Source organism: Sulfitobacter rhodophyticola (genome assembly GCF_041281685.2).
Classification (GTDB): Bacteria; Pseudomonadota; Alphaproteobacteria; order Rhodobacterales; family Rhodobacteraceae; genus Sulfitobacter.
This window is the reverse complement of the sequence record NZ_CP166251.2, coordinates 738601-756202: the sequence shown is the minus strand read 5'-3', so window position 1 is coordinate 756202 and position 17602 is coordinate 738601. Positions and strand designations below refer to the sequence as shown.

General features: G+C 60.9%; 16 protein-coding genes. 5 read left to right on the top strand and 11 right to left on the bottom strand.

The window, feature by feature from the left end; all coding sequences use genetic code 11:
• Nucleotides 1–82 precede the first annotated feature (82 nt).
• From AB4X18_RS04725 to AB4X18_RS04695, 7 genes are all read right to left on the bottom strand, one after another.
• Nucleotides 83–1690, bottom strand: coding sequence for a GMC family oxidoreductase (locus AB4X18_RS04725; RefSeq protein WP_370402529.1), 1608 nt, complete (start codon nucleotides 1688–1690; stop codon nucleotides 83–85).
• 266 nt (nucleotides 1691–1956) lie between these two features.
• Complete coding sequence (locus AB4X18_RS04720) at nucleotides 1957–2826, bottom strand: DMT family transporter (RefSeq protein ID WP_432817134.1); 870 nt, start codon at nucleotides 2824–2826, stop codon at nucleotides 1957–1959.
• The gene (locus AB4X18_RS04715) at nucleotides 2823–4235 is read right to left on the bottom strand and encodes a dipeptidase (RefSeq protein ID WP_370402527.1); all 1413 of its coding nucleotides are present in this window, start codon (nucleotides 4233–4235) and stop codon (nucleotides 2823–2825) included. Before AB4X18_RS04715 ends, AB4X18_RS04720 begins: the two co-directional genes overlap by 4 nt.
• Nucleotides 4236–4246: 11 nt before the next feature.
• Nucleotides 4247–4990, bottom strand: a complete 744-nt coding sequence (locus tag AB4X18_RS04710; protein ID WP_370402526.1) for an SDR family NAD(P)-dependent oxidoreductase — start codon at nucleotides 4988–4990, stop codon at nucleotides 4247–4249.
• Nucleotides 4987–6006, bottom strand: a complete 1020-nt coding sequence (locus AB4X18_RS04705; RefSeq protein WP_370402525.1) for a ketopantoate reductase family protein — start codon at nucleotides 6004–6006, stop codon at nucleotides 4987–4989. Before AB4X18_RS04705 ends, AB4X18_RS04710 begins: the two co-directional genes overlap by 4 nt.
• Entirely contained in the window at nucleotides 5999–6715 is a 717-nt protein-coding gene (locus tag AB4X18_RS04700) for a creatininase family protein (RefSeq protein ID WP_370402524.1), read from the bottom strand. The genes AB4X18_RS04705 and AB4X18_RS04700 overlap by 8 nt, the downstream gene beginning before the upstream one ends.
• Complete coding sequence (locus AB4X18_RS04695; RefSeq protein WP_370402523.1) at nucleotides 6712–7278, bottom strand: MarR family winged helix-turn-helix transcriptional regulator; 567 nt, start codon at nucleotides 7276–7278, stop codon at nucleotides 6712–6714. The genes AB4X18_RS04700 and AB4X18_RS04695 overlap by 4 nt, the downstream gene beginning before the upstream one ends.
• A gap of 162 nt (nucleotides 7279–7440) precedes the next feature.
• Between AB4X18_RS04695 and AB4X18_RS04690 the strand changes: the two genes are divergently transcribed.
• From AB4X18_RS04690 to AB4X18_RS04670, 5 genes are all read left to right on the top strand, one after another.
• A complete protein-coding gene (locus AB4X18_RS04690) occupies nucleotides 7441–9027 on the top strand; it encodes an ABC transporter substrate-binding protein (RefSeq protein WP_370402522.1) in 1587 nt (528 codons plus the stop codon).
• 71 nt (nucleotides 9028–9098) lie between these two features.
• Nucleotides 9099–10073 (top strand): ABC transporter permease, encoded by a 975-nt coding sequence (locus tag AB4X18_RS04685; RefSeq protein WP_432817133.1) that lies wholly within the window; start codon nucleotides 9099–9101, stop codon nucleotides 10071–10073.
• Nucleotides 10070–10951 (top strand): ABC transporter permease, encoded by an 882-nt coding sequence (locus tag AB4X18_RS04680; RefSeq protein WP_370402519.1) that lies wholly within the window; start codon nucleotides 10070–10072, stop codon nucleotides 10949–10951. Before AB4X18_RS04685 ends, AB4X18_RS04680 begins: the two co-directional genes overlap by 4 nt.
• Complete coding sequence (locus AB4X18_RS04675; protein ID WP_370402518.1) at nucleotides 10948–11931, top strand: ABC transporter ATP-binding protein; 984 nt, start codon at nucleotides 10948–10950, stop codon at nucleotides 11929–11931. The genes AB4X18_RS04680 and AB4X18_RS04675 overlap by 4 nt, the downstream gene beginning before the upstream one ends.
• Nucleotides 11928–12950 (top strand): ABC transporter ATP-binding protein, encoded by a 1023-nt coding sequence (locus tag AB4X18_RS04670; protein ID WP_370402517.1) that lies wholly within the window; start codon nucleotides 11928–11930, stop codon nucleotides 12948–12950. Before AB4X18_RS04675 ends, AB4X18_RS04670 begins: the two co-directional genes overlap by 4 nt.
• Here the strand turns inward: AB4X18_RS04670 and AB4X18_RS04665 are convergent.
• The 4 genes from AB4X18_RS04665 to AB4X18_RS04650 are packed head-to-tail and all read right to left on the bottom strand — an operon-like array spanning nucleotide 12947 to nucleotide 17561.
• On the bottom strand, nucleotides 12947–13501 hold the full coding sequence (locus AB4X18_RS04665; RefSeq protein ID WP_370402516.1) for a pyridoxamine 5'-phosphate oxidase family protein: 555 nt from the start codon (nucleotides 13499–13501) through the stop codon (nucleotides 12947–12949). The two genes, AB4X18_RS04670 and AB4X18_RS04665, sit on opposite strands and share 4 nt — an antisense overlap.
• Entirely contained in the window at nucleotides 13494–14543 is a 1050-nt protein-coding gene (locus AB4X18_RS04660) for a lipocalin-like domain-containing protein (protein ID WP_370402515.1), read from the bottom strand. Before AB4X18_RS04660 ends, AB4X18_RS04665 begins: the two co-directional genes overlap by 8 nt.
• Nucleotides 14533–16908 carry an ABC transporter permease gene (locus AB4X18_RS04655; protein ID WP_370402514.1) on the bottom strand — a complete coding sequence of 792 codons (2376 nt, stop codon included), beginning with the start codon at nucleotides 16906–16908 and terminating at the stop codon, nucleotides 14533–14535. Before AB4X18_RS04655 ends, AB4X18_RS04660 begins: the two co-directional genes overlap by 11 nt.
• Nucleotides 16905–17561, bottom strand: a complete 657-nt coding sequence (locus AB4X18_RS04650) for an ABC transporter ATP-binding protein (protein ID WP_370402513.1) — start codon at nucleotides 17559–17561, stop codon at nucleotides 16905–16907. The genes AB4X18_RS04655 and AB4X18_RS04650 overlap by 4 nt, the downstream gene beginning before the upstream one ends.
• Between the last annotated feature and the right edge of the window lie 41 nt (nucleotides 17562–17602).

Genomic DNA, 17602 nt, shown 5'->3' with positions numbered 1-17602 from the left:
TTGCTGTGTTCAGCATCGCACAATATGGCCGTGCATTTTTTCGGATCTCCCGCAGGGCTTCGCGCGGGCCTGTAAGCCGACCTCAGGCGTTTTGCCTGATCATGTCGGCGGCCTTTTCCGCAATCATGATGGTTGGCGCATTGGTATTCCCACTGATCAGCCGCGGCATGATCGATGCATCTACAACGCGCAGGCCTTCCACGCCATTAACTCTCAAGCTGGTGTCGACCACTGCTGCGGTGCCGACCCCCATCCGGCAGGTGCCGACGGGGTGATAGATCGTGTCAGCCCGCGCGCGGATATGGTGATGCCACCCTGCCTCATCCAGTTCGGGCGGCAGGAAGAACTCCTTGCCCAGTTGCGGGGCCAGCGTTGGCGCCTGCAGGATGTTCCGGGTCATCTGGGCGCCTTTGGTCAACGTCTCCAGATCCTCTGGGTGGGACAAGTAGGCGGGATCAATCCCCGGTGCGCTTGTCGGATCGCTGTCATTCAGGAAAACCGACCCACGGCTTTTCGGGCGCAGCTTGCAGACATGGCAACTGATGCCGTGCCCCAAGCGGATTTTCCGCGCGTGGTCTTCGACGATGCCAATTGTGAAATGCAGTTGGATGTCGGGCCTGCTCAGCGACGGGTCCGTCTTCAGAAACGCGCCTGCCTCCGCGATGGGACTGGCAACCATGCCGCGGCCTGTTCGCGCCCAACGAAAGGCCTGCCCGATCATCTGTGCAATCCCGCGCGGTCCGAGGCTGAGGGTGTTGGTATGTGTCGTTCGATACGACAGGATGAAATCGAGATGATCCTGCAGGTTCTGTCCGACCTCGGGTGACGCATGTACTGGTTCGATGCCATGGTTCTTGAGCAGTGCCGGATCACCGATCCCTGACAGCATCAGCAATTGTGGGGAATTGAAAGCGCCGCCGCAAAGCAGTACTTCCCGGCGGGCGGTGACCGTCTGCCGTGTGCCGTTTCGAACATAGACCACGCCGTTTGCCCGTTTTTCTGCGAACAGGACGCGGGATGCCGTCGCTTTGGTCAGGACGGTCAGGTTTGGCCGGTCCATCACCGGATGCAGATATGCCGCCGCGGCCGAACAGCGTTCCCCGCGCTTGTCCGGGGTATGAAACTGCGTCACCTGATAGAGGCCTGCTCCTTCGTTGTCCCCGGTGTTGAAGTCCTCGCAGGTGCGATGCTGCATTTCCCCCGCCGCAGTCACAAAGTCGAGGGAGATTTGCCGCGGTTCTTGTTGGTCAGAGACTTGCAAGGGGCCCTGTTCGCCATGTGATGCATCGGCACCGCGTGCATTGGCTTCGGCCTTTTTGAAATAGGGCAGGACATCCTCCCAGCCCCACCCGGTGCAGCCAAGATCGGCCCACTCATCATAATCATCGCGGTGTCCGCGTACATAAAGCATCGCGTTGATCGCGCTGGAACCACCCAGAGCACGCCCACGCGGCTGATACCCCTTTCGCCCGTTCAATCCCGCCTGTGGCACCGTCTGATAGGCCCAATTGTTGATTTTGGGGCGGCCGGGCAACATCGCAACAGTCCCCAATGGCGCGCGTACAAGGATGCCGCGCCCCTCTCCACCGGCTTCCAGCAAGCACACGGTTGTATCCGGGTCTTCCGACAATCGGCCAGCCAGCACCGATCCCGCTGATCCGCCGCCGACGATGACATAGTCAAATTCCATTTGATCTTCCGTTATCCGTTTGTCTTTGCCAGATGGTGTTCCGGCTTCGCGGCATGACGTTCATCTGGTTTCGGAGGGGCTGCGAATTTCATCCACGCTTTGCCGACATCCGGGTCGATCCGTTCAGTCCCAACGATAGGCGAGATCGCATTGCGTAGTCACCCCCTCAATTCCTACGAACACCCCCCGGGATCATGAAGTGGGCCCTAACAGTTTGTCACTTTGATTGCCCGACTGAATCAACCATGTGAACTCTCAATGAAGGCTCAGGGGGCGACGCTGCGACGGTGTTCGCGTGCCAGCAGGCCGCATACCACAATGATTGCGGCGCCGGCCAATTCCCGCAAACTGGCCGTTTCCGAAAACAGGAAATAGCCCGCACCAAGCGCAAACAGGATGCGAACGTAAGGAAAGGTGGCCAGCGCGGAGACTTCGCCGTGCCGATAAGCCTCCACGGTGAAAAGCATTCCTAGTGTTGCGAGTGTCCCCGCGCTCAGCAGCAACACGACATCACCAAGTGCAAGGATGGTCCATCCAAGGACGGCGCTGGGCAGGGTGCCGATGCTGGCGACAAGACCGATCCAGACCATGATCGTCGCGGTATGCTCTGTCCGGGCGAGCACCCTGTTCTGAAAGATCAGGATCGACGCCGCGAAGGCGGAGCCGAGGCCGAACAGTATGCCCGGCTGCAGGGTCAGGCCCTGTACCTCGCTGGCGAGGAGCACGCCGAAAAACCCCAGAACGGTGGTCAACCCGCGCAACGGGCCAAGCCTTTCGCCCAGAACCAGAGGGGCCAAAGCGACCACGAAAAGCGACGTAGTAAAGGTCAGCGTGGATGCCAACGCAAGATCGAGCGTCTGAAAGCTGGCATAATAGAGCCACCAGCAGACAAGGCTCGTCAGGCCGCGCACCACCAACTGTGGCTTCCGCCCGGAGCGGAACAGCGCACGCTTGGTGAAGGTGATCCAGACAGCAACGATCCCCAGCTGACACAGCGACCGAAAGAAGATGATCTGCGCGAAAGGAACCTCAGGCGACAGGAAACGCAACACCGTCACATCGGCGGTAAAAACGGCGGCGGCTGCGATCAGCAGGATGGCGCCGTACCTGTTGTCGGGGGCGGCCTGTCCGGTCACTGCCGTCTGTACGCGTCAAAATCTTGCGGGCTAAGCTGTGCAATCTCGCGCAGGATCTGCACCCAGGCTGCCAGACCTTCCGTGATGGAGGAAAGGCGAAAGAATTCGTTGGGGGCGTGAAAGTTCTCGTCCGATAGGGCAAAGGAAAACATCACCGTATCCAATCCCAAAACGCGGGACACGATTTCGGTAAGTGGCAGTGACGCTCCGATGCGGACCTTCAGCGGAACCTGTCCTGTCGTGTGCTCCAGCGCGGCCACCGCAGCGCTCAGCAAGGGATGGTCGGGCGGCACGGCATAGGCCCCCCCTTGTCCCCTGTCCCCATGGATTTCCAGCCGTGTACCGGGCGGCAGCTGCGCCTTGAGGTGGTTCATCACGCATTGCTTTGCGTGGTCCGGGTCCTGACCGGGTACCAGACGCATGGTAAGTTTTGCAAAAGCCTCGTTCGGGATCACCGTCTTTGACCCCGCCCCGGTATACCCGCCCCACATGCCGTTCACATCCAGCGTGGGGCGCATCCAGAGGCGTTCAAGTGTGGTGTAACCTTCCTCGCCCACGGGCGCGGCCGCAATGGCCTGGAACGCGGCTTCTTCGTCGTACGGGATCGATGCGATTTCCGTGCGTTCGGCATTGGTCGGCTCAGCAACGCCATCATAGAACCCCGATGCCGTTATGCGGCCACGGTCGTCATGCAGGCCTGCGATCAAGGTGGACAGGACGTGAAGCGGGTTGGCGACGATGCCCCCGAAACGGCCCGAATGCAAATCTTGCGCGGCGGTCTCAACGCGGATTTCAAACCCGGCGTTCCCGCGTGAACCGACATTCAGCGCCACCAGATCGGGCCGCCAGCGCGCACCATCTGCGGACAAGACCGCATCCGCCTTGAGAAGCTCAGCATGTGTTTCAAGGATTCCCGGCAACGAAGGAGAGCCGGTTTCCTCTTCCCCCTCGATCAGCAATTTGACGTTGACGGGCAAGCGTCCTTCCACCGCGACGAAGGCTGCAAGCGTGTCCAGCGCGATCATCATGGGGCCCTTGTCATCCGAAATCCCGCGGGCAAAAAGCTTGCCATCCCTTTCTGTCGCCTCGAACGGTGGGGTTTGCCATTTGTCCAGCGGATCGGATGGCTGCACGTCGTAATGGGCGTAAACAAGGATCGTAGGCTTGCCGGGTGCGTCCATGCGTTCGGCATAGATTGCAGGTTGTCCGCCGCCATTGGCGGGGCTCAGGCGCTGCCTGTTTTCAAAGGTCATTGCGTCAAGATGCGTTTCGATGATCTGTCGCGCGTCCTCCATCCCCTGCGCCATCGCCGGATCAGCGCCGACAGACGGGCAGGCGGCCAAGGCCTTCAGCGTCTTTATCAACGCGGGCTGTTGGGCAAGGGCGTGTTCAAGAACGGGATCGGTCATCTTGTTTCTTTTCAGGTTATCCCGCCATCAACGCCAAGGATCTGGCCGGTGATCCAGGCGGCTTCGGTCGAGGTGAGGAATGCAGCAGCGGCCGCAATGTCTTCAGGTGCACCCAGCCTTCGGGTGTGAATGCGCTTGATCAGCTGTGCCTGACCTTCGGGGCCGTATGCCTCCCATTGCCTCCGTGTGGCCGGGTTTGACAGGATAAAACCCGGAGCAATGGAATTCACGGTGATGCCATGCGGCCCAAGTTCGAGGCTTAGCTGTTTGGTAAGTCCGACCAGTGCGTGTTTCGCAGCCGTATAGGCGTGGATGCCGGTCAGGCTGGGGCGCAGTCCTGCACCGGAACTGATCGTCACGATGCGGCCCCAGCCCTTTGCCTTCATCGCAGGGACCAAGGCTTGTGACAGATAGAGCGTCGCATCCACGTTGATGGCAAAGATGCATTTCCAATCCTCTGGTTTGACCTCTTCCAGAGTGGTGCCAACCTGATTGCGCACGCCCCCTGCCGCATTCACTAGGATATCCGGCGCGCCATGGTCTCGCTCAAGCCGGGCCATGGCGGCCTTTGCTGAAGCGGGTTCGCCCAGATCTGCGCCTACGCAAGGCAGACCGAGCCGATCAGCCGCCTCCACGATGGCGTCACCGGGCAGGTCGCTGACCACAACCGATGCACCGTCAGCTGCAAGCCGCGCGGCGATGGCCGCACCTATACCCCCTACAACGCCCGTGACCAGCGCCTTGCGCGCGGTCATTTCAGCACCTTGGTCAGTTCGTGAAAGGTATCCACCGACATTTCGCGACGGCCTTCCTCAATGTCGTGGATCAGGATGACAAGCCTATCCAGCAACGGCGTTTCGATACCGTGTTTCCGGGCGATGGCGGCCACCGCCCCCACTTGTGGGTCCACTTCTGTCTTGCGTTTTCGCACAGCCAAATCGCGGTAAATACCGGTGTGGGTCTTGGCTGTCTTTGAATTGAATGTCGCCAGATCGGCAAGGCTTTGGTGCGCGCCGTCGTCGGAGGCGCCCGGCAGGAAGGCAGCGGGTTCAAATCCATTGAACGGCTTGGGATCAACCCCCTCGGCGACGGCGATGCGCATCACCTCGCGAGCCAGGCCGATCAGGGCCGGTCCGCGCGCGGGGTCAGCAAAGTTCCGGGTCATGCTGTCGGGGGTCAGCGCTGTTGCAAACAGCATCGCGCCATATCCCAGCTTGCCCCAGAGATACGCCCAGATGTCCGGGGTCAGCACCGCCTCCGGTTCGAAAATCTGCAAAAGCCCGTGCATTTCGGTTGTGCGCGTGCGCGTGGTGCCGTCAATCTCTCCAACCACGACCGCGCCCCGGTTGCCGAACAGGATGCGCCCCGGCCCCAGCCAGTCCGCGCCATAGTTTACAAAGGCACCCATGGTGCGTTCCGTCCCGACGTGCTGCGCAATGACATGCTCATTCAGACCATTTTGCGCTGACAGGACAAATCCGTCTTCCGCGAGATGCGGTGCGAGCTGTGACAGGGCCGCCGAGGTTGCCTGAGCCTTCACAGCCAGAACGATCCGGCTGTAGGTGCCTTCCAGCTTGTCCGGGGTCACGCAAGGCACCACCTGCACGAACTCCTCCACCGGCCCTTCGATGGATAGTCCTGCCGTGGCGCAGGCAGTGACATGATCTGGCACGATATCAACCATCAGAACGTGCACACCCGCGCGCGCCCAATAGGCCCCCAGAATACCGCCGATGGCGCCCGCGCCCCAGATCAGGACGGGTTCAGCCATCGCCCGAAACCGCCCAGGGCCCTTCCAGCACCGCGCGGGTTTCGGCAACCCCGGTTTCCCAGATTGCCAGCATTTCTGCGTCCGGACGTTGCCATGGCCCGCCGAAGGACCCATCACCCAGCATGTCACGCACCTGATCAGGGGGTGCGGCTTTCATCGCGTTCATGTCGATGCCCGGCTTCCGGCCCTCCGGGGCGGCCGCATGGGCAAGCCGCGTCCAGGGGAAATTCTCCATCCAGTTGGCGTGCGAGCCGGTGGGATCAATGGACTGTATCTTTGCCCAGGTATCGGGCGCGTTCCACCAGTTGTGGAACTTGATGGACATCTCCGCGTGGTCGGACATGATTTCTTGTGCCAAGGCCCCCACGGGATTGTTGCCCCCGTGACCGTTGACGATCAGGATACGCCGGAAGCCCGAGCGCCGCAGTGACGCCACCACATCGCGCATCACCGCCATCAGCGTCTCTACCCGCAGGCAAATGGTGCCGGGATAGCCATTGAAATAAGGTGCAAGGCCATAGGGCATCACCGGAAAGACGGGGATGTTCAATGGCTCCGCCGCGTCCGCAGCGACCTTTTCTGCAAGGATCATGTCGACGCACAAGGACAATTGTGCGTGCTGTTCGGTCGACCCGATGGGCAGGACACAGCGGGGATCGCGCGCCGCTGCCGCTTCGACATCGCGCCAATTCATGTCTGCGACCTTCATTGCGGCTTCCCCTCAATTGCAATTTGCGCCTCGGACGGTAGGTCCCCGGCCCAGTCCTGCGCGCCCAGCACCACTTTCGACATCAGTTCCGACAGCATCTGCCGTTCGCCGTCAGACAGGACCGTCAGCATTCGCTTTTCCTGCGCCTCAAACGCGGGGCGGGTTGTTTCGATCATGCGCCACCCCTTCTGGGACAGATGCAGCGCCTGCCTGCGTCCGCCGCCGGGGGCCTTGCTGCGCGCTTCGATCAGACCCATCAATTCAAGCCGGTTGATCGCGCGGCTGAGGGTGTTCTTCGGAAATCCGGACGTGCGCGAAATGTCCCGCGCGCTGCCGCCATCTGCCAGCGCCAACGAGTACAGAACGACATATTCCGGGCGCTTCAGCCCATAGGTGTCCTGTATCCAAGTATAAAGCGGCGTGTTGTAAAGCAGGGCGAGGTAGTTGATCCGAAACGTAAAAGGGCAGGGGTTGTCCCACAACTTTGCATTCAGCATGTCAGGGTTCTGCCCGGCACCCTGTTTGCCGAATTCTTGATCACACGCCGTCTGCGGACCTGCCATAACTACGCATACCCCTTGCCGGAACGGTTGAGTTCCAGATTGAACTTGACGACCCCATTATCTGCTCTCATTCTGGGAAAGCAAGTTCCAAATGGAACACGAATGAATAACAAGCAATTGGATGGGGCGCTCTGTCTCCTCCACCAACGGGAAGGGAAAATCATGAAATACCAGAAATTCCTTGCACCTCTGGCGGTTGCGCTGGGCCTGACGGCGGCGGGGGCCGCGTCGGCGCAGACACTGACCATGGGCGTGCGCGGCGGACCTGAATCGATGGATCCGCATTTCTCCGCACTTGGCCCGCACGCGGAGGCGGCCAAGCATATCTTCGACACGCTCGTCTGGTCCGGCACCGACCTTCAGATTGAGCCGGGACTGGCCACAAGCTGGGCGCCGGTGGATGCAGATACATGGGAATTCAAGCTGCGTGAGGGCGTAAAATTCCATGACGGGTCCGACTTTGATGCGGAAGACGTGAAATTCTCGATCGAGCGTATTCCGGTTGTGACAGGTCCGACAACCACCGCCATCTACGTGCGCCGCGTGGCCAGTGTCGATATCATCGACCCCTACACCATCCACATCAACACAAACGGTCAGGCCGCGACGCTGCCGAATGATTTCATTCGCCTGTTCATCGTTTCCTCTGACGCCGCTGCGGATTACTCCACGCCGGAAACCGCCGCGGAAGGGTTCAACTCCGGCGCGGCAACCGTGGGTACCGGCCCCTACAAGTACGTCAGCTGGGAGCCAAAGGGCGATCTGGTGCTGGAACGCAATGACGATTACTGGCGTGGCATGGGGGCATGGGAAACCGTGATCCGCAAGGAAATCCCCAATGACAGTTCTCGTCTGGCAGCGCTGAAGGCGGGACAGGTTGACGTGATCAACTACGTCTCTTCCGTAGACTATCTGGCGCTTGAGCGTGATCCCGACATTGACGCCGTCAAGGGCGACAGCGTCTACATCATGAACCTCCAGCTTGATCAGCGCGAGGACACACCGCTGGTGCGCGCTATCGACGGGTCCGATCTGGATGAGAACCCGTTTCGTGATCTGAAAGTCCGGCAGGCGATTGACCACGCGATTGATCGTCAGACCATGGTGGATATCGTTCTTGAAGGGTTGGGCAAGCCCGCCAACCAGATGATGCCTCCGGGTTTCTTCGGTTCGAATGAGGACATCCCGATGCCGGAATACAACCCGGCGAAAGCCAAGGAACTGCTTGCCGATGCAGGCTATCCCGACGGTTTCGAGGTAGATCTCTATTGCACCGGGGATCGTCTGCCGGGTGACGGCGCGATCTGTCAGGGTCTGGGTCAGATGCTGACGCAGGTGGGTATCAAGACCAACGTGAATGCGATTTCCAAAACCGTCTATTTCCCCGCGCAGGCACGGTTGGAATACTCCATGTTCATGAACGGCTGGGGCACCCTGACGGGTGAGGCATCCTATACCCTTGGCGGGCTGGCACATTCCAACAATCCGGAGGTGAAGCTGGGTGCGTTCAACCGCATCGAATACATAAACGCGGATGTGGACCGGTTGTTGCAGGAAGGTGCCACCATGATGGACCCCGATCAGCGTCGCGCCACCTATGAGGAAGCGATGGAAAAGGTGATGGCGGACAAGGCCTATATCTCCCTCGTGCAGCTTCAGACGGTCTGGGGCGCCAAGGCGGGGATGCTTGAATTCCTGCCGCGCTTTGACGAAGACACACTTGCCTTCTTCATCAAGCCTGCGTCCTAATCGGACGACAGACAAACAGGCCGGGCGGCTGAAACGTCGCCCGGCCTTTGCTTTGCCCCGAGGGAGGCTTGATGCTCGGTTTTATCATCCAGCGTTTCATGCAGGCTGTCGTCGTGATGGCCGTCATGTCGGTCATCGTGTTCTTCGGGGTCTATGCGATCGGCAACCCGATCGATATCGTCATTCCGCCGGATGCCACGCAAGATATCCGTGCGGAGGCGATCCGGCGTCTTGGTCTCGACCGGCCGCTGTATGAGCAATACTGGATCTTCATCTCCAACCTCGTGCAGGGCGATCTGGGCCGGTCATTCGTCTATAACATGCCGGTGCTGGAACTGATTGGCGGGCGGTTGCCGGCCACGCTTGAGCTGGTCCTGATCTCCGTTATTTCCGCCACGGTTCTGGGCGTAAGCCTCGGCATCTATGCCGGGTACAAGCCCGACAGCTGGGTATCCAAGACAATCATGGCGGTATCGGTGCTGGGGTTCTCCGTCCCTTCCTTCTGGGTGGGTCTGATCCTGATCCTTGCCTTCGCGGTCAACCTTGGCTGGCTCCCCGCCGGCGGGCGGGGCGAGACGGTGGAGATCTTGGGCGTGCCATGGTCGTTTCCGACGCTTGACGGGCTGTCTCATATCGTTTTGCCCGCGATCAATCTGGCGCTCTTTAAGCTGGCAATGATGATCCGGCTGGCGCGCGCGGGCACACGGGAAATCATGTTGACCGACACCATCAAATTCGCCCGCGCGGCGGGCTTGTCCGAAGGGACAATCCTTCGGCGGCATCTGCTGAAACTGATCTCCATCCCCATCATCACGGTCTTCGGGCTGGAACTCGGCTCCACCCTCGCATTTGCCGTGGTGACGGAAACGATCTTTTCGTGGCCCGGTGTCGGCAAGCTGATCATCGACAGCATTGCCGTGCTCGACCGTCCGGTGATGGTGGCTTATCTGATCCTGGTGGCCTTCCTTTTTGTGACGATCAATTTCGTGATTGATCTGGTCTTTGCACTGATTGACCCGCGGGTGCGGCACGGGGCATCCGCATGAACGATACCGGTACCCCCTTTCGCCGCTTCTGGGCGGAGTTTCGGGAAAACCGTGTGGCTGTCGTGGCGCTGTTGGTCGTGGTGGTGATGATCCTGCTCGCGGTCTTTGCCGCCCTTGTGTCACCGCAGAACCCCTATGATCTGGCAAACCTGTCACTGATGGATTCACGCAGGCCGCCGGGATTTGTGGGATCAGGCGGCTACACGCATCTTCTGGGCACTGATCCGCAGGGGCGGGACCTGCTGTCCGCCATTTTCTACGGCTTGCGGATTTCCATTCAGATCGGTTTGGCGGCAGGGTTCGTGTCCCTCACGATCGGGACGGCGCTCGGTATCCTTGCGGCCTATGTGGGCGGGCGGATCGAGGCCCTGATCATGCGGCTGGTGGATTTGCAATTGTCTTTCCCGGCGATCCTGCTGGCGCTGGTGATCGTGGCGCTGCTGGGTCAGGGCAAGGCGCAGTTGATCGGGGCGCTGGTGGCCGCGCAATACGCCTATTTCGCGCGCACCGCATACGGTGCGGCCAAGGCGGAACGCGGCAAGGACTATATCGAAGCGGCCCTTGCCACGCCGCTGAGCGGGCGCTTGGTGGTCATGCGCCATTTGCTGCCAAACTGCACGCCGCCGCTTATCGTCGTTGCCACTGTGCAGATTGCGAATTCCATCTCGCTCGAAGCGACGCTCAGCTTTCTGGGGTTGGGCCTGCCGGTCACCGAACCATCGCTTGGCATGCTGATTTCCAACGGGTTCCCCTACATGATGAGCGGTCGGTACTGGATTTCCGTCTATCCGGGCGTGGCGCTGATCATCCTGATCGTGGCGATCAATATCGTGGGGGATCAGGTTCGCGACCAGTTCAATCCGAGGCTGCGCAAATGACGAACGTTGTGCTGAACGTCAAAGATCTGACAACCCAGTTCTTCACGCGCGCGGGCGTGATCAAGGCGGTGGATGGCGTATCCTTCGATCTTGCCAAAGGTGAGATCATGGGCCTTGTCGGCGAAAGTGGGTCGGGCAAGACCGTGACGGGGTTTTCACTTTTGGGATTGGTGGATGCGCCGGGGCGGATTGTTTCGGGCTCCGTGACCCTCAACGGAACCGAATTGACCACCCTGTCCGATGCTGAACTGCGGGACCGGCGCGGGCGGGAAATCTCGATGATCTTTCAGGACCCGATCGCGACGCTTAATCCGATGCTGACCATCGGGCAGCAGATGAAGCTGGCGATTGACGCTCATGAACGGCGCACCACGCGGGCCGCGATGGACCGCGCGACGCAGTTGCTGGAACAGGTGGGCATTCCATCGGCTGCCGCACGGCTGCGGGCCTATCCGCACGAATTCTCGGGTGGGATGCGACAACGGGTGGCGATTGCCATTGCGCTGCTGCACCGTCCTGCAGTGATTGTCGCGGATGAGCCGACGACAGCACTTGATGTGTCGATCCAGGCGCAGATCCTGTATCAGATGCGTGATCTGGCCGCGGAAACCGGCACGGCGATGATCTGGATCAGCCATGACCTAGCGGTGGTGTCGAGCCTCGCCACGAAACTCGCAGTCATGTACGCAGGAAAGATCGTCGAACAGGGGCCCACCGCCACATTGCTGCGTGATCCGCGCCATCCGTACACGGCAGGTCTGATCGCGTCGCTGCCAGCAACGGCACGCCCGGGTGCACCGCTTGCACAGATCCCGGGCACAACGCCATCGTTGCTTTCCCTGCCGCCGGGATGCGCTTTTGCCCCACGCTGCGACAGGGCGACACCGGCGTGCAGTCACTCCCCCGAAATGACCGTTGCGGGAAATCGCGGCTACCGCTGCTTTCATCCGGTTGCGGGACCCGAGAAAGCAATGGCATGAGCGCGTTCCTGAATATCGATAATGTCAGCAAGCTGTTTGGCCCCAATCTGACCACGGGCGAAAAGATCGCCGCCAAGCTGGGGGGGCAGGTAGAGACACGATCGGTCAGGGCGGTCTCTGACGTGAGCCTGTCTGTCCGCAAGGGGGAGACATTGGGCCTGGTGGGTGAATCCGGTTGTGGCAAGTCCACGCTGGGTCGGCTGATTGCAGGTATCCTGCCGCCGACAACGGGTCAGATCACCATTGAAGGTGCACCGGTGATGGCGCGTGGCAGGAAATTGACCACGCGCGTACAAACCGTTTTTCAGGACCCTTTCGCCAGCCTTGATCCCCGCATGAAGGTGGGAGAGACGGTGGCCGAAGGACCCATCGCCCACGGGCTGACAATCCGCGCAAAGGCGCGCGAATATGTGGCGGAATGGTTTGCGCGGGTGGGACTGGATCCAACATGGTTTGACCGGTACCCGCATCAGTTTTCAGGCGGGCAACGCCAGCGGATCGCCATTGCGCGCGCGCTTGCCATGCAGCCGGATGTCCTGATCTGCGATGAACCGGTGGCGTCGCTCGATGTGTCGATCCAGGCGCAGATCATCAATCTTTTTCTTGAACTCACCCGTGATCTGGAACTGACGAGCGTTTTCATCAGCCATGATTTGTCGGTGGTGCAGCACGTAAGCGACCGGGTCGCGGTCATGTATCTGGGGCGTATCGTCGAATTGGGGCCGGTAGCGCAGGTTTTTCGCCAGCCCGCGCACCCCTATACCGCCGCGCTTTTTGGCAGTGTGCCGAAACTGGTGCTGGACGCCGATGAACTGGTGCTTTTCGAAACGATTGAGGGCGAAGTGCCATCGCCACTTTCACCGCCTGATGGATGCTTTTATCACCCCCGCTGCCCGCTTGCGGATGATCGATGCCAGAAGGTTCAGCCGGAGACGCAGTCCATTTCAGATCTGCGCGCCGTGGCCTGCCACCATTTCGAAAAGCAACTTGCAAAGGCCACGCAAAAGCAAGTCTCCTAGGGCGCCAGCCAGACGCCATGCCAGCCGTCTTCCCGCGTGAACGCCGCGCGGCGGTGCTTTGATCCCAGTTGCACGAGGTCGATTTCAGTCAGGGTGCAGCGCAGAACCGCAAAGCGGCTCCGATCCGCAGGTTTTTGATAGGCATGGACTTGAGGGATTGGCGTGCCGGGCACCGGCTGTGTCCCATATGACACGCGCGAGCCCGGTGGCACCTTTGCCCATTGGTCTTCGACCTCTGCGCCAGAAAGGATCGCAACATCGGCGCTGAACCTGATCTGCAGATCCGCCCGCGGCACCCAGAAATGAAGCGCGGCCTGTGGGGCGTGGCGCAGAGCGGTCACCTTCGGGGTTTCGATATCCGTATGCACGTCCAGCGTGCCCTTTGACGGGCTTGCCGCACGCAGGGCAACCGTTCGGGCTTCCGGCTTGCCCTGCGGCGACACCGTTGCAAAAGTCGGGTAACGGGCGGGAGAGCGGCTGTCAGCGACACCACGGGTAACATGCTGCCATGCATCGGCCAGAAAGGCCGCCAGATCGTTCGGGTCACTCATATCCTGTCATCTCCAGATATCCCTTCCCGGTGTGGCTGCCCGAAACGGTTACCGGCCCTTCCCAATAGGGGATCGACAGGTCCATCCATGCCTGCGGGTTCAGTGCGGATACCGTCACATCGACGCCGCGCGCGGGAAGGGTGACGCGCCAGCGGATCGGCACATCGCGCCCGGCGACGGATGTTGTGGCAAGCGGCTCGGCTACGAAGGCTTCATCGGGGTATGACGTGGTCGCGCCATCCGGTGCGATCCATGTGGAAGAACTGTAGTCCGACCCGTCCGTCTGGCGCAGCTGAAACCCCATCAATTTGGCGCCGTCATCAAAGGAAATAGAAAACCAGTCCCAGCCCGACTGCGTGTCCGACAGGGGTTGTGACGACCATTCGCGGTCCAGCCATGCCTGCCCGGTTACCGCGATCGGTCCATCAGGCAGGATCAGGTTGCCACTCACCTCAAAGAACGGCTGGGAGTAGTAGTAGCTTGCCTGCCCTTCGGCAGACTTCACCGAAAAACCCCCATCGCCGTGAAACACCAGCGGCCCTTCGGCGGAAAGGGACATGTCATAGGCAAATTCCGGGCTGTTCGCCGTCAGCCGCAGGGTGTCGAAATCAGGGCCTTCCAATACCCATTCGTCAATCCACGCGCGGAAGGGATCGGTGGTTACGCCTGCTTGTCCGATGCCGCCTCTGGCAAAACGCTCACTGGCAAGATGCTGGTCCGGCGTCGTGATGGCGGCATGGGCGAACCAAACCTGCGGAGAAGTCCAGCCCGGTGCCTCCCCGGGTGCGAGAGCGGAGCGAAAGAGCGTCCATTGCAACCCATAGGCTGTGCCATCAGGGCCGGTGAGGTTCGCGGTCAGATACCACCATTCGATGCGGTAATCCGGGTGGGGCCCATGATCAGCGGGAAAGGTGAAAACCGGGTTCGGCAGCGGTGTGGCAAAGCCTTCGTCCGCTGCACTGCCAAGGCCGGAGAATCCCTGCGCCCAAAGGCCAGCGGGCCAGCACGCCAGAACCAATGCTGCAATCCATCTAACGTTCATTTGCAAAGACCTTTAACAAAGCGGAAGGCGGGGTGCGCATCAGTTTCAGGGCAGGCCAAGTGGCCGCAAGAAACGCCGCGACAATGGCGTATGCGCCCAATTGCAGGTAGTCGCGGGGAAAAAGGTGCATCGGCAGTTGCCAACCGAAGGCTTCGACGTTGACGATTGTCAGCAGGATCCAGGCAAGTGCAAGGCCAAGGGGCAGGGCGCACAAAAAGACCAGCAGCGCCAGCACGACAGCGCGCAAAAGCTCCAGCTGGCCCAACCTGCGGCGGGTCAGACCCAGCGCCCAGACTGGGGCCAGCTGCGGCAGGCGCATGTCTGCAAGTGTCAGCAGGCTCATCAATATGGCAAAGCCCGCAACGCCAAGCGTCAGCACGTTCAACGCTGCCGTCACGGCAAAGGTGCGTTCGAAGACCTCAAGTGATATGGCCTTGATGGAGGCTTGATCGATGATTGCACTGTCGGGGATGTTCAATGTGTCGATGATTTGCTGCTGCAACACGCCCGGATCGTCTGTCCGCACGCCATATTGTCCCGCATAAAGGTCGGGATGCAGCCTGCCGAATACATCCTCTGACACGATCACCTGACCTTGCGGGTTGCCATAATCCCCGACCACGGCGGCAATGGGCAGGATCAGATCAGCGGTCACCCCGACGTCATCACCAACCCAAAGTCCTGCGCGACGCGCAAGTTGTTCATTCACCACGACAGCCGCGCCCGCCGCAACCCTGTCCCAAGGGGCGGGGGATTGATCCAGAAACACCCAACTGTCGCGATAGGTCGGCCCGACCCTGACCCCGAACAACCGTGTCGGCTGCCCGGCGATTTGGGCGCTGGTGGATTTCAGCGGCAGGATCTCCAGACCCGCGTCGGTCAGGAACGCTTCAAGCGCGATGCTTTGTGCCTCCGTTTCGACCCGGATGAACAATTCCGGTGCCAGTCGTTGATCAAGAAAGCCCACGAAGGTCAGCCGAAAGCTGGACACCATGGTGGAAACGCCGATGTTTGCCGAAACCGCAAGCAGCAGTGCCATCAGGGCAAGGCTCAATCCCGGAAGCTGCTGGCGGGTATCTGCCCAGAACCAGCCCCAGACCGGGGTATGGGTGCGGCCCTGAAAAAGGGTCAATGCCGCCGAAGCAACGATCGGCAACGCAAGGGCTGCCCCGATCAGCAGACAGCCCAGAACCGCAAACCCAACCAGTAACCCGTCGCCCAGAACCAGCAAGACACCGGCGGTGCCCAGCAAGGCGACCGCCGCAACCGATTGCAGCATGAACCGGGATGCTGCCCCCATCGCCCATGCGCGCGGTCGGACACTGGCCAAAAGCGGCATGTGCGCAATCTGCCAAATCCGACCGGACAAGGCGGCAGCGGTCCCCAGCACGGCCAGCAACAATCCCGACACCCACCAGGACGCGCGCAGTTCCAGCGTACCGGATATCTGCGCGCCATAGAGCCCGCGCAGGGTGGCGGCGACGTCTGGCAGCAACAGGGCAGCAATCAAGTACCCCAGCACGATCCCCATCCCCGCGCCAATGGCTGCCAGGGTCAGCATTTCGACAGTGATCAGCGTAATCAGCGTCCGCAGTGGCACTCCGAGCGACCGCAGCGTGCGGATCATCCCGCGACGTTGTTCGAATGCCAAGCCGATCGTGCTGTGAACGATAAAGAGACCGACCGCAAAGCTGAGCAACCCGAATGCGGTCAGGTTCAGGTGAAAGCTGTCGGTCAATTGCGCCACATCTGCGATCTGCTGGGACGGTTGTTGGCGCAGGTCGGGGGCGATGGTTTGAAGATCAGCCTGGATCAGGGGCTGTTCCGGCAGCAGGATCAGCCGTGTCAGGTCATTCCTTTGCAGCAGATCCTGCACAACGCTGATATCACCTATGGCAATACCGGGTGCGACGGCCGCATCGACCGTGACCGCGGCGCGGCCTTGCAGGCGGTGGGCGGTTTCGGCATTGGCGAAGACCGTCTGCCCTTGGCCGAACTGCAGGTCTGCTCCCTGGCCTCCCGTCAGCGCCCCGAACCGGGTCGGTGAGGTCAGCGGATCGATACCGACAAGGCGCACATCGCCCAGTTGATCATCAATGACCGGCGACACCAGCCACCCCGCGCGCCGCAGCGCGATGTAGGTGGATTGCGGGATCACGTCCCCCTGCCGGGGGATCAATTGATCGAATTGCCCTTCGCCCAGTGTGGCGGCAGCGGCGTCATAGCTTGCGCGCGCTTCGGCATTGATGGCCTGCACGCCCGACCACAGCGCTGTGGCAAGGGCGAGGCCCGCAAGATAGGCGAACAATTGCACCGGATTGCGTAACCAGTGGGACAGCAACGCGCGAAGGCAGGTACGGATCATGCCAGCGTCCCGCCCGACAGGTGCAACTGCCGGTCCATGCGGCCAGCAATGGCAGGCGAATGGGTGACGATCATCAGGGCGGCACCGGTCTGGGCGACCAGTTTCAACATCTGTGCCATCACGTCATCCGCCGTTCCTTCATCCAGGTTGCCCGTGGGCTCATCCGCCAGCATCAGTTTGGGGCGCGCGGCAAGGGCGCGGGCGATGGCGACGCGCTGCTGTTGGCCGCCTGACAGTGCTTCGGGATATTTGCGGGTTTGTCCTGCAAGTCCCAATGCCGCCGTCAATTGTGCGATATGGGCCTTGTCCGGCGGCCCCGACAGCGCGGCTTGAAACGCGATGTTGGCCTCCACGGTCAGCGACGGGATCAGGTTGAACTGCTGAAAGACCAGCGCGATATCGCTTCGGCGGAGTGCTGCACAAGCGCGGTCGTCCAGCGTTGTCAGGTCCTGTCCACACACCCGCACGTGACCCGCATCCGGGGCTTCAAGGCCGCTTGCGATGTGCAAAAGCGTGCTTTTCCCGCTGCCGGATTCCCCTGTCAGGGCCAGGGTTTGCCCCGCCTCCAGCCCAAAGCTGACATCGCGCAGGATGGGCACCAGCCCGTCGCTGTCATGAAAGGACTTTTGTACCGCTTCGAACTCAAGCACCATTGCACGCCTCCTTGTGGGCACAAGGTATCGCGCACTGCTGG